The sequence below is a fragment of the Streptomyces sp. NPDC005574 genome (assembly GCF_040605435.1).
In the GTDB taxonomy this organism is placed as follows: Bacteria; Actinomycetota; Actinomycetes; order Streptomycetales; family Streptomycetaceae; genus Streptomyces.
In genome coordinates this window covers 34,637-50,547 of record NZ_JBEXCW010000049.1, presented here as the reverse complement: position 1 = coordinate 50,547, position 15,911 = coordinate 34,637, and the positions used below count along the sequence as shown (strand labels likewise).

Genomic DNA, 15,911 nt, shown 5'->3' with positions numbered 1-15,911 from the left:
CCCACAGGGGCGCGGGGAACTGCGCGCCAAGCCCCCACCAACCCGCACGCGACACACGACGCCAACCACCCCCACAGGGGCGCGGGGAACTGCGCGCCAAGCCCCCACCAACCCGCACACGACACACGACGCCAACCACCCCCACAGGGGCGCGGGGAACTGCGCAGCGACCCCACCAACCCACACGCGACACACGACGCCAACCACCCCCACAGGGGCGCGGGGAACTGCGCAGCGACCCCACCCCACCCGGAGGGCCCCGCCTACCCCGCCCGACGCCCGCCCTGCCCCCGTACCTCCAGCCCCGCCAACAGCTCCGCCGTGGCCTCCGCGATCACATCGACGGCACGGTCGAACACCTCCTGGTTGTGCGCGGCGGGCGCCCGAAACCCGGAAACCTTCCGTACGTACTGCAGCGCGGCGGCCCGGATGTCGGTCTCCGTCGCCTCCTCGGGCAGAACGGGCGGGCGAAGGGTCTTGATGCTCCGGCACATGTCCCCAGTCTCACCCCGGACGACCGTTTTGCCGAGCCTCTCCTCCCCCTCGCCCGAGGCGACCCCGCCAACCCGACCGCCACGTACACCCGTTCGCATGAACCCCGGGAAGGAACTCGCCACCCAAAATCGAACAGGCGTACCATTGCCGGGTGGCTACGACCTATGACTTTCCGAGTGACCTCCTCGCCGGTCAGGAGGAGCTGCACCAGGTCCGGGCCGAGCTGTCGGCCCTGCTCAAGCGGCTTCCCTGGTCGGTCGAGGCCGTGGACGGGTTCAGTGACGACAACGGCTGGCGCAAGGTGGAACGCCCCGCCTCCCCCGGCTGGACGGCCGACGAGCAGGCCGAGGTGGAGAAGCTGCGGCAGCGCGAGCACGAACTCGCGGTCTTCGTGAGCTGCCACCGCTTCTGGGCGGAGGTCGTGGCGGCGAAGCGCGTCGACGCCCGGTCGAAGCTGAAGCACACACAGGGCTCGTGAACGCGACAGGACCCCGGCCGTCGGCCGGGGTCCTGTCATGTGTGGGCGCGGACGGTTTCGAACCGCCGACATCCTGCTTGTAAGGCAGGCGCTCTACCCCTGAGCTACGCACCCGGGACGAGTCGACAGCCTACATTGCCCGGCCCCCGGTCCCGAACCCGTTTCGCGCCCCGACCCGCACCGCCGGGCGCACTCGTGCGGGGGTTTTCCCCACCCCGTATCCGGGAGGCCGCCGGATCCTCCGGCGCGACCCGTCTCCGTACGGTCGTAGAGGCTTCGCGGTCCGGCTCAGGAGGAGACCGGAGGCGGGCCGATCCCAGGGGGATTCTCATGGTCCGATCCGTGTCCGTCCGCGCCGCCGCCGTCGCGGGAGCCGTCGGGGTGCTCCTCGCCGGTGCCACCGCCTGCGGCGCGTCCGCGGGCGACGACAAGCACCCCGACCACCGGGCGTTCGCCCTGCACGGCCGGACCCTCACCGTCGACTCCGACGACTCGGCGCTGGAGATCGTCGCGGCCGGCTCCCACAAGGCGGGCACGGTCGCGGTCACCCGGTGGTGGCAGGGCAGCGTCACCCTCGGCAAGGAGCCCCGGGTGACCTGGTCCATGAAGGACGACCGGCTGGTGCTGCGGGTGAAGTGCTCCGGCGTGATCGCCGACTGCTCGGCCCGGCACCGGATCGAGGTGCCCGCCGGAGTCGCCGTGAAGGTCGAGGACGGGGACGGGAGCGTGCGGGCGAGCGGGTTCACGCAGCCGCTGAGCATCCGTACCGGCGACGGCTCCGTGCGCGTCAGCGACTCCACCGGACCGCTGGAACTGCGCACCGGCGACGGGTCGGTGCGCGCCGACGTCTCCTCGCGGCGGGTGCGCACCTTCACCCAGGACGGCTCCGTGCACCTCCAACTCGGCGCCGTACCGGACCTGGTGGAGTCGCACAGCGGGGACGGCTCGGTCACCGTCGCGCTGCCCCGGGCCACCTACCGGGTCAGCACCGAGACCGGCGACGGAGGAGTGGACGTGTCCGTGCCCCGGGACGACTCCAGCGCGCACGTGGTGTCCGCCCGCACCGGAGACGGCAAAGTCACGGTCCGTACCGCGAACTGACCGGCCCGTGTGTTCGTCTGTAACCGGTGGGAGAATGACACCAGGCACCGGCCACGACGAACGAAGCACGGGAGAGGGATGTGACGGCGACTTCTGCGCAGCCGTACTCGCCGTCGGTGCCGCGCGCACAGCACGGTCCCGCGCGCGGGGCCCTGGGCGACACCCTCGCCCTGGTCGCCCTGCCCCTCGTTCTCGCCCTCGCGCTGCCCGCCGCGTTCGCCGGCGGCGGCACCCGGCGCTGGTTCGGCGGGCGGGCCGAGAGCCAGCGGGCCGAGGCGCAGGCCGCGAAGGACGCCGCCGCCGCCGCGTTCTACGAGCTGGACACCGCCCAGCGCGATCTGCGGATCTCCATCGAGACGATCACCGCCGTCGACGACTCGCCGGCCGCGCGGCGCGCGGTCGCCGACTTCGAGGCGATCGGCGGACGGGTCGACGAGGCCAGCAGCCGGTACATCGACGCCGTCGACGCGCACGACCTCGACCGTGACGACCTGGAGGCCCACACCGCGGCCCAGGCGCGCACCCGGCTGACCGCCGCGAAGGACGAGCTCGGCCGCGTCAAGCAGGAACTGGACCGCTTCAGCGACGGGCTCGGGCCGCTGCTCGGCAAGGCGGAGACGCAGCTCGCCCGGCTGGCGCCCGCGGTGGAGCGCGCCCGGCAGGGTCTGCTGGCCGCCTCGAACGCCCTGGACACGGTCCGCGCGTCGGGGCTGACCGCGGACGATCTCGCGGCCCGGCTGGCCGCCCTCGCGCCCGAGCTGACCAAGCTGAACCAGGGCGCCGGGCAGCACGGCGTCCCGGGGACGCTGGAACGGGCCGAGCGGGTGGCCCGGGAGGCCGAGGCGGTGCGGGTGGAGGCCGGGCGGCTGCCGGAGCGGGCCGCGGAGACCGACCACCGGCTCGTCTCGCTGCGCACCCGCGCCGAGGCGCTGACCACGCGCGCGGGTCAGGTCGAGCCCGTGCTGAGCGAGCTGCGGCGGCGGTTCGCGGCGGAGTGCTGGCAGGACCTCCAGCACGTGCCGGAGCTGGCCGGGGAGAACGTACGGCAGGCGGAGCTGAAGCTGAAGGAGGCGCAGGCCGCGCGGGACGCGCAGCGCTGGCCGGACGCCACCGCGCTGCTGTCCACGGCGCGGGCGCTGCTGAACACCACCGACGAGTCGGTGTCCGCGGCCGGCGACCGGCTGCGCCGGCTGAACGCCGTGCAGAAGGACCCGCAGCAGGAGATCGACCGCACGCGGTTCGCGATCCGGGACGCGCAGCGGCTGGCCATGGCCGGCCGCAACACGCCCGATCCGCGGCAGGCGCGCCCGCTGGACGACGCGGTCGCCCGGCTGGACCGGGCGGTCGCCACCCTGGAGGGCCGCCACCCGGACTACTGGCACTTCCTCGTGGAGACGGAGGCCGTACGGCAGTCCGTCGCGCGGGTGGTGTCGCAGATCCGGGAGGAGCGGGGAGCCGGCCACTGAGTCCGGCCCCCGCCCCGGAGGGCACCGGTCAGGTGCGGTAGGCGTAGTACGCCGCGTTCGGGTAGGAGGCGACGAGGCTCGCCACCGACCTGCGGAACGTGTTGTTCGAGTGGTACGTCACGTAGGGCACGCCGCCGCTCTTGGCCGTGACGATCATCGTGTGGTCCTTGGACCCGTCCCTGTCGAAGTCCATCTGGAGGACGTCGCCGACCTCGAGCTGGTAGACGTTGGCGAGGCTGGTGGTCCGCTTGGAGTTCTGGGCGAACCAGGACCACTCGTTGACGCCGACGAACGAGTCCGACTGGATGTCGGCGTTGCCGAACCACTTGGTGTAGTCGTAGACGTAGCCGGGGACGTGCTTCCAGCCGCCCGCCTTGAGGGACTGGCTGACGAAGTTGGTGCAGTCGCCGCCGTCGGCGTGGCCGTTGTAGTCCGGGTAGTCCTTGTTGTAGACGTTCCAGTACTTCTCGGCGTAGGCCGCCATCGCCTTGTAGTCATAGGCGGTGCCGGTCTTCGGGACGGCGACCGGGTTGCGGGTGGTGGCCGCGCGCGGGGCGTCCGGCATGGTGTCGTCGGCGGTGGTCGCCTTGACGGACACCGGCTTGGAGAGCGTGTTCACCGCGAGACCACCCTGATCGGTGTCCTCGACGTCGGTGAGCTGCCAGGTGCCCTGCTGGTCGGCCTTGAAGGTCAGCTCGTGCCGGGCCTGGAAGCCGGTGGTCCTCGGCGCGCCGCCGCGGGCCTGCGCGTAGGTCAGGGTCGTGGTCTCGGTGACCGCGGCCTTGGCCGTACGGCCCGTCACGCGCGTGGCGTTCAGGGTGACGGTGGTGTTGGCCCTGCTGTACTTCTCGCCGGCCTTAGCCAGCTGGTCCTTGCGCCGGCCCAGCGTGGACAGGGCCGCGTCCTCGGTCCGGGCGGTGCTGGCGGACACCTTGACGTCGCCGGAGAAACCGCCGGTCAGCGGCTTGCCGCCGCGTCCGTGCGCGCCCTCGACCAGCGCGTCCGTACGGTCGGTGAAGACCGCGTCGGCCAGCTTCTGGAAGGTGGCCTTCGTCTGCGCGTCGACCGTGGGGTCGTCGACGACGGCCGCACCGGCGCTCCAGTTGGGCAGCAGCGCCACTCCGGCGACGACGGAGGCGGCGGCCGCCCCGAGTATGGTGGCGCGGCGCCGCGTACGGCTCAATTTCCTTGACTTCACTGAAGATTCCCCTCTTCACCGGCATTGGGGACGCCGGGAAGCGCATCTTCGCATGCCCTGTGTGCGGGTTGTGAAGAGGGTTGAGGTTGAGGTTTGGTTACTCCACGACCGTGGACCAGTCGGGGGACTGCGCCGGGTCGAGGCTGCGCAGCCGTTCCAGGGTCTCCGGCTTCTGCACGTCCATCCAGTCCGACAGCTCCCTGAAGGACACGCACTTGACGCCCTTCTTGGAGCACACGCTCTTGATGACCTGGTCGATGGACTTCATGTAGATGCCGCCGTTCCAGTCCTCGAAGTGGTTGCCGATGAACAGCGGGGCCCGGCTGCCGTAGTAGACGCGGTTGAAGCCGGCCATGTAGGAGGCGACGGTCTGCTGCTCCCACTGCGGGAACTTGCCCGGGTCGCCCTGCGTCTCGCCCTCGGACTGGTTGTAGAGGAAGTTGAAGTCCATGGACAAACCCTGGTACTTGCCGCCGTCGTAGGGGAGCAGTTGGAGCGGGAAGTCCCACAGGCCGTTCTTCTTCTTGGGCCATATCTGGAAGTCACCGGTGGAGCTGGCGTCGTAGCGCCAGCCGTAACTCTTCGCCGCCTTCAGGAGGTTGGGCTGGCCCTCAAGGCAGGGCGCGCGGCCACCGGTGACCTCCTTTTTGAAGTCGAAGGGCAGCGGGTCGAGGTCGGTGTAGCCGGTGTTGGTCTTCCAGTGCTCCACGAAGGAGTAGAACTGGTCGATCTCGCTCTTCCACTGCTGGACGCTCCAGTCGCCGCCGCCCTTGGCGCCGCAGAAGTGGCCGTTGAAGTGGGTGCCGATCTCGTTGCCCTCGTCCCACGCCTTGGCGAGCTGCTCCAGCGTGGTGCGGATGTGCTCGTCGGTGGGGAAGCTGATCGCCGAGGAGCCCTTGGCGTGCATCGGCGGGGAGTACAGGTCTTTCTTGCTCTTCGGCAGCAGGTAGATGCCGGTGAGGAAGAAGGTCATGTGGGCGTTGTACTCCTTCGCCAGCTCCCGGTAGTGCGAGAAGAGTTCGTCGTCGCCCTGGAGCGCGCCGTCCCAGGAGAAGACGACGAACTGGGGCGGCTTCTCCCCCGGCTTGAGCGGTACGGCCTTCAACTCGCCGCTCTGCGGGCCGGTGTACGAGGTGGAGCCGTCCCCGAGCACCTTGGTCTTCCCGTCCCACGCGGGCTCCCGGCTCGCCCTGCCCGCCTTGCCGTCGCCCGAGGACGCGGTGGGCGTGGTGCCGTCGGAGCGGTGCAGCGCCAGGTAGCCGGCGACCAGCGAGGCCACGACGAGGAGAGCGGCCAGGGTGAGGAACCCCGGCCGCGGGGTCCGGCGTGGTGCGCGTGCTCTGCGGCGCCGGCCGGATGGCGCCGTCGTACGAGGCTTCATGTGCGGCTCATTCTGGGAGGGTGCGGGTGCGCTGTCGGTGGTCAGCCGAGTGGGCTCATGGCGCCGGACCAGATTCCGTAGGGCACGTCGGACGGCTCTCCCTCCGTCGCCGGGGAGCCGGTCGGGAGGGACGGGGATCCGGCCACGCCCTTCAGCGGCAGGGGCTGCAGGCTCTTGCTCAGGTCGATCCGGTAGACGACGACGGCCGTCGACACGGACTTGTTCGTGCCGACGTACCAGGCGGCGGTGTCGTCCTGGGTGGTGCCGGCCTTGCCGGCCACGTCCGCGGTGGCGGGCGCGTCGGCGGGGTGGGCGGCGCGGAAGGAGTCCCGCAGCGCCTGGGTGACCGCGCCGGCGGTCTCGGCGGTGATCGCCCGGACCGGCCTCGGCCGGTCGAGCGCGACGCCGGAGCCGTTGCGGGTGATCCGGCTGACCGAGTACGGCTCGGTGTGCCGGCCGCCCGCGGCGAAGGTGGCGTAGCCGCTGGCCATGCGCAGCGCGCTGGGGGTGGCGCTGCCCATGGACAGTTCGGGCACCTGCCGCCCGAAGCTGGACGGCAGGAGTCCGGCCGCCTCCGCGGTATTGCGCACGTTCGCCAGGCCGGTGTCCATGCCGAGCTGCATGAACGGCGTGTTCACCGACTGGGCGAGCGCCGTGCGCAGACTGATCCGCCCCCACGACTTCTTGCCGTCGTTGCGGGCGGTCACCACCTTGCCGGCGCGGTCCCAGTAGGGGCCCTCGGGTGTGGTGACCGGGATGTCGTCGTCGCCGTCGTAGACCGACTCCGGGGTGACCGGGGCGGTGCTCCCGTCGCGGGTCTTGGTGACCCCGTGGTCGAGGGCGGCGGCGTAGACGAAGGGCAGGAAGGCGGAACCGGCCGGGACGGTGGTCGCGTTGGACTCGTTGTAGCCCTGCGTACGGTGGTCGGGGCCGCCGTAGACGGCGAGTATCCGCCCGTCGGCGGAGACCGAGGAGGCCCCGTAGTGCGCGCTCTTCGCGATGCCCGGGTCGGTCTTCTTCGCGGCCTTGCGGGCCTTGGCCACGGCGTCGGTGAGCTCGGTCTCCCGCTTGCGGTCGAACGTGGTGTAGATCTGGTAGCCGCCCAGGTCGAAGTCCTTGTCGGAGATGTGGGCGGTCTTCTTCGCGTACTGGGTGGCGAGTTCGACCAGGTAGTCGCTCTGCTTGCCGGTGTCGTAGGTCCGCGACTGCTTGAGCGGCTCGGGGAACGTCCTGTACCTGGCCCGCTCGGTCGGGGACAGCTTGCCGAGGTCCACCATGCGGTCGAGGATCCACGACCAGCGTTCGACGGCCCGGTCGTGGTTGGCCTTGCTGAGCACGGGGTCGTAGAGGCCGGCGCCCTTGAGCAGGGAGGCCAGGAAGGCGGCCTCGCTCACGTTGAGTTCGCTCACGTCCTTGCCGTAGTACGCCTGGGCGGCGCGCTGCATGCCGTAGGTGCCGCGGCCGAACCAGCTGGTGTTGAGGTAGCCCTCGAGGATCTTGTCCTTGCTCATCTTGTTGTCGAGCTTGAGCGAGATCATCGCCTCGGTGAACTTGCGGCCCACCGACCGGTTCTGGTTCAGGTAGACGTTCTTCACGTACTGCTGGGTGATGGTGGAACCGCCCTGGGTGTCGCCCTCACCCACGGTGCGCCACAGGGCGCGGCCGATGCCGCTGACGGATATGCCGGGATCGGAGTAGAAGCTCGCGTTCTCCGCGGCCAGCACCGCCCAGCGGACGTCCTCGGGTATGTCCTTGAGCGGCATCGCCTGCCGCTGCACCCAGCCGGTGCGGGCCATCGGGGTCCCGTCGGACCAGAAGTAGACGTTGTCCTGCTGGGTGGCGTACGAGTTGAGGTTGTCCGGTATGTCCGTGGCGGCGTACGCCACGACCAGCAGCAGACTACTCAGCCCCACGGACGCCAGGACGGCACCGATCGACTGCCGCCAGGACGGCACCCAGCGCCGCCAGTCGGTGCGGCCGGGCCGCGGGTAGTGCGGCCGCAGCTTGCGGGCGTACGGCGCCAGGAAGTGCGCGAGCGGCGCCAGACCGGTGATCAACGGGTCCAGCCTCGGCCCCACGGCCGCGGTCACGCGGGAACGCAGCGAGGGCGAGGGCGTCTTGTGCCGGGTGGGCTGCCGGCCGGGCTCCGGCGTGTGGAGCGCCCGCAGCGCGTCGACCTTGAGCTGCATGGTGGCGTCCGCCGGGGGCGGCGGGTCGGCGGGCTCGGCGAGGTCCGGCCGCAACGACGGATCGGCCCGCAGCGCGTCGACCTTGAGCTGCATGGTCGCGTCCGCCGGGGGCGGCGGGTCGGCGGGCCCCTGAGCGTCCACCTCGCCCTGACGGTGTTGCGGGGCCGCCGGGCCGGGCTGCTCGCGCGAACCGGACGTGACGTGCGAGTCGGGTCCGTGCGGGCGGGACCCGGCATGCGGGCCGGGTTGCCCCTGCCGGCCGCGTCCGGCCCGCGGGCCGGACGGCTCCCGCGAGGACGTGACCTGCGAGTCGGGCTGTTCCTGCGGGCGGCGCCTTCCCGACGGGTCGGCGTTCGGCCGCGGACGGGGCCGGACCAGCGGATCGCCGGAGGCCGACTGGGGGCGGGGCCGCACCGGCGGGCGGGACTTCGCCTGCGCGTCGGACCGCTCCTGCGGGACGGACTGCTCAGGCGCGGCTGACCGCTCCGGCGCGACTGACTGCTCAGGTGGGCGACGCCTCGCCTGCGGACGCGCCGTGGCCGGGGGGTCGGCCTTGGCCTGCGGCTGCGGCTGTGCTCGCGGCTGTGCTTGTGCCTGCGGAGGGACGTTTCTCTGCCCGCGGGCGCGCGCCTGGGCATCGGACGGTTCGTCCGGGTTCATCCGCAACGCCGGGTTCGCCCGCAGCGCGTCCACGTTGAGCTGCATGGTCGCGTCCGCGGGCGGCGGCGGGTCGGCCGGCGCCTGCGCGGGCGCCTCGCTCCGACGGCGCGTCCCGGCCGGCGGGTTCGGCTGCTTCGGCGGGCGGGGCCCGGCCTGGGCGCCGGACGACGCCTGCGGGTCCGACCCGGCCCGGCGACGGGACCCGGGCTGTGGATCGGACGGCGCCTGCGGGTCCGGCTCCGCCCGGCGACGGGAACCCGCCTGCGGGTCGGCGCCCGTACGCGGACGGGGTCGCACCAGCGGGTCGGAGTGCTCCTGCCCGCGCGTCCGCGGCCGAGGGTCGTTCTTCGACGCCTGCGGGTCGTTCTCGGCCCGCGGCTCGGCCGGATCCGTCGGCTCGGTCGAGGCGGCCGGGTCCATCCGCAACGCCGGATTCGCCCGCAGCGCGTCGACGTTGAGCTGCATGGTCGCGTCCGCGGGCGGCGGCACCTCCTGCGGGGATGGGGCTTCGGTGCGGGCGTCCTCCTCCGCATGGCGACGCCGCGGCCGTCGCGGCGCCGACCGGTCGCCGTGCGGCTCCCGACCCCCCTCGGCGCCTTCCCCCTGCCCTGCCTCGGTCACGACTGCGTCTCCCTCCGCACTTGTCTTGCTCGCGCGGGTAGATGCAGCGGCCGACGTCTCGGCTGCGAACCCCCTGATGTCCCCCGGCCTTGCGGCCTCCTCGCGGCATCCACAAATTACCAGCGATTTTTTCGAATAGTTCGATCGGAGTGCGGACAGAAGCAGACGCTGTGAGGCACGCAACTCTCCGGGGCGGTCGTTCCCGTTAACCTGGGCGCATGCCTCGCTACGAGTACAGGTGCCGGACCTGCGGTGACACCTTCGAACTGAGCCGCCCGATGGCGGCCTCCGCCGACCCCGCGACCTGCCCCTCCGGGCATGGTGACACGGTAAAGCTGCTGTCCACGGTGGCCGTCGGCGGCTCCTCCGCGTCGTCCGCCGCACCGGCGCCCCGCGCGGGCGGCGGCGGGGGCGGCTGCTGCGGAGGGGGCTGCTGCGGCTGACCCGCCCCGGGCCGGGCGGGCTGTGATTTATTCAGCAGATTTTCAGCTTTCGTGCCCGACGCTCCCGCTTGGGCCGGTCTGGCCGGTTCGCCCCCCTGGGCGAGCCGGCTCGCCCAGCGGAACCCGCTGAACTGCTGGACCCGTTGAACCCGCCGGGTCCGCTCCTGCCGGACCGGGCTGAGCGAACCGGCCGGTCCGCTCAGCCCGGGTCCGAAGGGACTGGTCCGCCAGCCCGGGTCCGAAGGGACTGGTCCGCTCAGCCCGGGTCCGAAGGGCCCGAGCCCTCCCGCCCCGCACGGTCCGCGTTCCGCGTCGCCCGCAGGAACTCGCGCAGGATCCGCTCCCCGGCCAGCACGCCCCGCTCGGGCAGCGCGCTGACGGCCGGTGCCGTCCAGCCGCCGTCGGCCAGCTCACCGTGGCCGGGGCGCCAGCCCCGGTCCGCCGCCAGCAGCAGGTCGGCGTCGAGCAGGGAGTCACCGGCGGTGAGGGTGAGTTCGGCGCCGGTGCGACGGGCGACCTCCCGCACGGCCGCGCTCTTGGTGAGCGGCTTCGGCACGGCGTAGATCTTGCGGCCCTGCAGCGACACCGTCCAGCCGCGGCCCTCCGCCCACACGGCGAGCTCCTTGACCCACTCCTCCGGCAGCAGCTCTCGTTCGACGACGAGGTAGGCGAAGAGGTCCTCGGCGATCCGGTGCTTGCGCACCCAGAGCGGGTCGGCCGTCGCCTCCAGGTGGGCGCGCACCTCGTCGAGCGGGGCGCACTCCTCGGCCAGCCGGGCGGTGACCCGGGCGTGCCAGTCCGGGTCGGACACCCCGTCCACGAGCAGGTGGCCGCCGTTGGCGCAGATCACGTAGGTCGGCGCGGGGCCGGGCAGGTTGATGCGCTGGTACTGCTTGCGGGTGCGGGTCGTCGTCGGCACGAACACCGCCTCGTCGCCGAGTTCGGTGAGCAGGCCCGCGGAGGTCTCCGTCATGAACGACAGCGGCCGGCTCTCGTGGACCTCCACGCACAGCAGCCGGGGCGCCCGCGGGTCGGGCATGGTCAGCGCCAGGGCCGCCGCGGAGTAGATGAGCGTACGGTCGAGGTCGCTCGCCACCAGCACCGGCATCAGACCGTCACCGCCTTGCCGTCGGCGCCGGTCGCGCCGCGGGTGTAGCGGGGGTGGATCAGCCCGACACAGGTGTACGGCAGGTCGTCGACCTCTTCCACCGGTACGCCCCGCTGGCCGGCCAGCAGACGGACGTGGTCCAGGTCGGCGCCCGCTCCGGCCCGCGCCAGGATCTTCCACGGCACCCGGCGCAGCAGCACCCGGGTGGTCTCGCCGACGCCCGGCTTGACGAGGTTCACGTCGTGGATGCCGTACTCCTCGCTGATGCGCTCGACGGCCGCCCAGCCCTTCCAGGTGGGGGCGCGGTCGGCCGCCAGCAGCTCCTTGACCTGAGCGTCGACCGTGTCGGAGACCTCCGGGAAGCGGGCGGCCACGGCGTCCAGGAAGTCCGTCGAGACGTCGGCTCCGGCGAGTTCGCGGTAGAACTTCGCGCCGTGGAAGTCGTGCGGCCCGACGAGGTCGGCGCGCAGCACGGTCCGCGAGATCAGGCCGGAGACCGTGGAGTTGAGGCAGGCGGAGGGGATGAGGAAGTCCTCACGGGTGCCGTAGGTCCGCACGCAGGAACCCGGGTCGGCGAGTACGGCGATCTCCGGGTCGAAGCCGGTGATGCCGTCGGACGCCTCGAACTCCTCGATCGCCTCGGCGAGTTCGCGGGTGATGGCGCCCTTGCCGGTCCAGCCGTCCACGAACACGACGTCCCCGGGGTCGTGGTGGGCGGCCAGCCAGCGCAGCGCGTTGGCGTCGATGCCGCGGCCGCGGACGATCGACACGGCGTAGTGCGGCAGGTCGAGGCCGTGCCGGAACCGGGCCCAGCGGCGCATCAGGACGCCGACGGGTGTGCCCGCGCGGGCCAGCGACACCAGCACCGGGCGGGGTGAGCGCTCGGTGAGCACGAGCTCGGTGACGGCGCCGACCGCCTGCGCGATGCGCGCCGCGGACGCCTCCAGTGCCGAGTGGAACAGCTCCTGGTACTGCTCGCTGGGCTGGTACTCCACCGGCAGCGACTCGGCGTAGTGCGCGCCGCCGCTCTGGATGGCCTCCTCGCGCTCCTCGGTCGGCGCCTCCAGCGTCACGTCCGACAGGTCCCGCAGCAGCCAGCCGACCTCTTCGGGTGGATACGAGGAGAAGGCGGGGCCGCGGAGGGGCTCGGGCAGCATGGCGGGCCTTTCGGGTACGTACAGGGGCTCGGGCGCGTACGAGGGCACGACCGCGAGCAGGACGTGCGGGGCGTGCGCGGCGAGCCGGGACAGCAGGCCGTCCGGCGCGTGCAGTGCGGGGGTGTCGGCGACCGAGTCGACGACGGCGATGACGGCGTCGAAGCCGGCGCCGGCGACGTTGTAGGCGTAGCGCTCCCCGGGGCCGTCGGCGGGGTCGTCGTGGGCGGGGAAGACGATGCGGCTGCGTATCGCGTAGCCGGGGTCGTCGACCGCGAGGACGGGTGAGCGGGTGGTGGTGGAGTAGCGCACGTCGGCGTCGGTGACCTGCTCCAGCTCGCGGGCCAGCCTGAGCGGCGCGTACATCAGCTCCTCGAAGCCGAGCACGAGCACCCGGCGGGCGCCGGCGGGCAGCGCCTCCGCGAGCCGGGCGGCCATCGCGGGCAGGGCGCCCTCCAGGCGGGCGCGGTGCGCGGGGGTGAAGCCGTGCCGTCCGCCGTCGGGCAGGCCGCGGGGCCAGCACAGCTCGACGCGCGCGACCCGGCCGTGGGACCGCTCCGCGGGTGCGGCGGCCGCTTCGTACCGCGCGACCAGCTCCTGCCCCTTCTCCAGCACCCCGTCCGGCAGCCGTACGGTGCCCGAGGCGGCGGCGACCAGGTCGACCCGGGCGCCGATCTCCCGCGCGAAGTTCCGGAGCCGGTCCGCGTCCGCCGCCGAGCGCATGTCGACCAGGGCGACCACGACGTAGCGTCCGCGCGGGTAGCGCTCGTGCAGGTCGCGGATCGTGTTCAGGACGGTGTTCCCGGTGGAGAACTCGTCGTCGACCAGCACCAGCGGGCCGTCGCCCACCAGCAGCGCCGGGTCCTCTGGCAGCAGCAGGTGCGAGGTGGCGTGCGAGTGGGACTCCTCGAAGCCGCCCGCCGCGGCCACGCCCGGCACCGGCCGGCGGGTGGAGTGCAGGTAGGGCGCCGGGCCCAGCCCGTCGGCGACCGAGTGACCGAGCCCCGTGGCGGTCTCCGCGTATCCGAGGACGACCGCCCCGCGGGCCTCTTCGGCGCCCAGCAGCTCGCGCACCCGGCGGCCGAGCGCGAACCCGTGGCCGTAGACCACGGACGGTGACTGCGGCACGTGTTTGCCGAGCACGTTCGATACGAGCAGATGCGCCCGCTTGGGGTTGCGGCGCAGCGCCATCCCCAGCAGGCCGGTCAGCTCCTCGTCGCCCGCGAGCTCGACTCCGAGCCGCTCGGCGACCCAGCTGCCCGACCAGACCCCGTTGTTCCCTGCGTTGTTCATGCGTCCCTTGGTGTTCTGCGGTTTCTCAGCCGGGAATTCCGGCCGCGAGGAGCTCCACGAAGCCGATGTCCTCGTTGGCCACGCCGAAGACCTCGGCACGGAGCACGGTCCGCTCGGCCCAGGCCCGGTGCGGTTTCACCTCGTTCATCTTGTTCGTGTACGCCGACCTCAGCACGCCCCCGCCGCAGCGTTCCGGCCGCAGGATGTCCTGGGCGTCGCTGAACTCCTCGTGGCTGACCACGGACAGCGCGTGCACCGGGAGCACGTGGGAGGGGTGGATGCAGGTCTTGCCGAGCAGGCCGTTGGCCCGGTCGAGGGAGATCTCGCGCAGCAGTCCGTCCATGGCGTGCTCCAGGAGCGCCTCGCGCAGTTCCTCGGCCTGTCCGTCCAGGAAGGGGCTGCGGCGCAGCTGCGGCTTGAACATGCGCTCCTGGACGCGGAAGTACTCCCACACCGGCCCGGTCACCGTGAACCCGGTGCCGTCGGCCCGCCCCAGCATGTTCACCACGTCGGCGATCACGGAGGCGACGACCTGGACGTCGTAGGCCGTCATGTCGGGGGCGCGGCGCAGGCCGTAGGAGGAGCAGAAGTCGGTGACGCCGAGGCGCAGCGCGAGCACCCGGTCGCGGTACTTGTCGACGGCGCGGGAGATGCCCTCCAGGGTCTCCACCCGCGACTCGCGGTACAGCAGCTCGGGCGATTCGAGGACGGGCATGCCGAACAGGCGCCGGCCGCTGTCGGCCTCGGCGTTCGCCATGGCCTCCAGGAAGGGGATGCCGCGTTCCTCGGTGAACTTCGGCAGCACGAACCCGGACAGCAGCCGGACGGCCGGACCGAGCCGCCGGACGAGGTCGGGGATCTGCTCGGGCACCCGCACGCGGATGAACAGCAGCGGCAGGTCGGTCGCGGGGCCGGCGGCGAGTTCCGTGAACTGCCGGACGAGGTTCTCCTCGGCGTCCGCGACGTCCTCGTCGCCGATCGAGTCCTCCAGGCACAGCACCATCGAGACCACACCGCGACCGGTCTGCTTGACGATGTCGTCGGCGAGCCTCGGCCGCGTGGCCGGACTGTACAGCGTGGCGCCCAGGGCCACGGCGAGCAGCCGGGCCGGTGAGTCCGCGGTGAACTCGCAGGGCTCCCGGTGGAACAGGCGCTGCCGCACCTCCGGGGCGATATGCCCGAAATGACGCATTGCACTCCCCGTGGTGATCGGTCGGTTCCTGTGGACTGTCCACAGGTGGCCGGTAATAGTACGTAGGGATCCATGTCAGGGGTTCCCGCCGGGCATGAATTTCAGGTAACCCGGCCATGACCATGCGCGTACCCCGCATTGTCGTGATCAGGACCGAGAGGGCAGGATGACCGCATGACGCACGCGATGCTGAAAGGGTCGAACGTCCCGCTCGAGGCCACCACGGTGCGCGCCGTGCTGCGCTGGACACCGGGGCAGGGGGTTCCGGATGTGGACGCCTCGGCGCTGCTCCTCGGCCCCGACGGCCGTGTGCGCTCCGACGAGGACTTCGTGTTCTACAACCAGCCCAGGCATCCCGCCGGGAAGGTGTGGCGGCTCGGCAAGAAGCGGGTCGCCGAGGGCCTGACCGACACGATCCAGACGGATCTGGCCGGTGTCGAGTCGGGAGTCGGCCAGATCCTGCTGGTGGCCTCGGCGGACGGCGTCACCTTCGACCGGGTGCGTGACCTGCAGATCCTGCTGTACGACGCCGCCGTCGCCGACGGTGAGCCGCTGGCCCGCTTCGACATCAAGCCGGAGACGGGCCAGGAGACCGCCCTGATCTGCGGCGAGCTGTACCGCCGCGGGGAGGGCTGGAAGTTCCGGGCGCTGGGTGAGGGCTACTCCAACGGCCTGAAGGGCCTGGCCACCGACTTCGGCATCTCGGTCGACGAGTCGGAGGCCCTGGAGGAGCCCGGCGAGGTCCAGCCGCCCCGGTGGACGGCCCCCGAGCCCGCGCGCCCGCTGCCCCCCGAGCAGCCGCCTGGGGTGCCCACGCAGCCGGCCTACGGCTATCCCCAGACCGCGGGGCAGCCGGCGTACGGCTATCCGCAGACGGCGGCCCCGGCGGCCGCGCGGTCCGGCTACGGCTATCCGCAGCCGGTGACGACGGTCGCCAACCCGGACTTCCGGCTGCCACCGCAGGGCCCGCAGTTCATCGGCCGCTAGGGCCCGTCGTCCGGCCCGGGCGCCGGGCCGCGTCCTCCGGCCCGGACGCCGGGCGCTCGGCTTTTTGGTGGCCCGGGGCACGGCAGCACCGGCGCCCGGAGCCCGGCAGCTCACAGCCCGGCAGCTCGGCACCCCACAAATCAAG

12 protein-coding genes and 1 tRNA gene are annotated in these 15,911 nt (G+C 72.4%); 5 read left to right on the top strand and 8 right to left on the bottom strand.

Features of this window, described 5'->3' with window-relative positions; all coding sequences use genetic code 11:
• Positions 1–263: 263 nt before the first annotated feature.
• Complete coding sequence (locus ABZT03_RS27110; RefSeq protein ID WP_356043735.1) at positions 264–494, bottom strand: DUF2277 domain-containing protein; 231 nt, start codon at positions 492–494, stop codon at positions 264–266.
• Positions 495–646: 152 nt separating this feature from the next.
• On the opposite strand from ABZT03_RS27110, the gene ABZT03_RS27105 reads away from it, so the two are divergent.
• Positions 647–973, top strand: coding sequence for a hypothetical protein (locus ABZT03_RS27105; protein ID WP_356043732.1), 327 nt, complete (start codon positions 647–649; stop codon positions 971–973).
• A 42-nt stretch (positions 974–1,015) separates the two neighbouring features.
• Here the strand turns inward: ABZT03_RS27105 and ABZT03_RS27100 are convergent.
• Positions 1,016–1,087: transfer RNA gene (locus ABZT03_RS27100), tRNA-Val, on the bottom strand.
• A 228-nt stretch (positions 1,088–1,315) separates the two neighbouring features.
• Here ABZT03_RS27100 and ABZT03_RS27095 point away from each other — a divergent pair.
• Both ABZT03_RS27095 and ABZT03_RS27090 read left to right on the top strand, forming a co-directional pair.
• Positions 1,316–2,074: a DUF4097 family beta strand repeat-containing protein gene (locus tag ABZT03_RS27095; RefSeq protein ID WP_356043730.1), complete on the top strand. Its 759-nt coding sequence runs from the start codon at positions 1,316–1,318 to the stop codon at positions 2,072–2,074.
• Positions 2,075–2,154: 80 nt separating this feature from the next.
• Positions 2,155–3,540: a hypothetical protein gene (locus ABZT03_RS27090; protein ID WP_356043727.1), complete on the top strand. Its 1,386-nt coding sequence runs from the start codon at positions 2,155–2,157 to the stop codon at positions 3,538–3,540.
• 28 nt (positions 3,541–3,568) lie between these two features.
• Here the strand turns inward: ABZT03_RS27090 and ABZT03_RS27085 are convergent, their stop codons facing one another.
• The 3 genes from ABZT03_RS27085 to ABZT03_RS27075 all read right to left on the bottom strand — a co-directional run bounded on the left by ABZT03_RS27085 (position 3,569) and on the right by ABZT03_RS27075 (position 8,308).
• Positions 3,569–4,723: an amidase domain-containing protein gene (locus ABZT03_RS27085; RefSeq protein WP_356043724.1), complete on the bottom strand. Its 1,155-nt coding sequence runs from the start codon at positions 4,721–4,723 to the stop codon at positions 3,569–3,571.
• A gap of 112 nt (positions 4,724–4,835) precedes the next feature.
• On the bottom strand, positions 4,836–6,119 hold the full coding sequence (locus tag ABZT03_RS27080; RefSeq protein ID WP_356043721.1) for a hypothetical protein: 1,284 nt from the start codon (positions 6,117–6,119) through the stop codon (positions 4,836–4,838).
• 41 nt (positions 6,120–6,160) lie between these two features.
• Positions 6,161–8,308, bottom strand: a complete 2,148-nt coding sequence (locus ABZT03_RS27075) for a transglycosylase domain-containing protein (protein WP_356043770.1) — start codon at positions 8,306–8,308, stop codon at positions 6,161–6,163.
• 1,499 nt (positions 8,309–9,807) lie between these two features.
• On the opposite strand from ABZT03_RS27075, the gene ABZT03_RS27070 reads away from it, so the two are divergent.
• Positions 9,808–10,032 carry a zinc ribbon domain-containing protein gene (locus ABZT03_RS27070; protein WP_356043719.1) on the top strand — a complete coding sequence of 75 codons (225 nt, stop codon included), beginning with the start codon at positions 9,808–9,810 and terminating at the stop codon, positions 10,030–10,032.
• A 256-nt stretch (positions 10,033–10,288) separates the two neighbouring features.
• Here the strand turns inward: ABZT03_RS27070 and ABZT03_RS27065 are convergent, their stop codons facing one another.
• The 3 genes from ABZT03_RS27065 to ABZT03_RS27055 are packed head-to-tail and all read right to left on the bottom strand — an operon-like array spanning position 10,289 to position 14,779.
• The gene (locus ABZT03_RS27065; protein WP_356043716.1) at positions 10,289–11,140 is read right to left on the bottom strand and encodes an HAD family hydrolase; all 852 of its coding nucleotides are present in this window, start codon (positions 11,138–11,140) and stop codon (positions 10,289–10,291) included.
• On the bottom strand, positions 11,140–13,587 hold the full coding sequence (locus ABZT03_RS27060) for a phosphoribosyltransferase (RefSeq protein WP_356043713.1): 2,448 nt from the start codon (positions 13,585–13,587) through the stop codon (positions 11,140–11,142). The genes ABZT03_RS27065 and ABZT03_RS27060 overlap by 1 nt, the downstream gene beginning before the upstream one ends.
• 25 nt (positions 13,588–13,612) lie before the next feature.
• Positions 13,613–14,779: an HpcH/HpaI aldolase/citrate lyase family protein gene (locus tag ABZT03_RS27055; protein ID WP_356043710.1), complete on the bottom strand. Its 1,167-nt coding sequence runs from the start codon at positions 14,777–14,779 to the stop codon at positions 13,613–13,615.
• 174 nt (positions 14,780–14,953) lie between these two features.
• On the opposite strand from ABZT03_RS27055, the gene ABZT03_RS27050 reads away from it, so the two are divergent.
• Entirely contained in the window at positions 14,954–15,766 is an 813-nt protein-coding gene (locus ABZT03_RS27050; RefSeq protein WP_356043708.1) for a TerD family protein, read from the top strand.
• Positions 15,767–15,911: the final 145 nt, after the last annotated feature.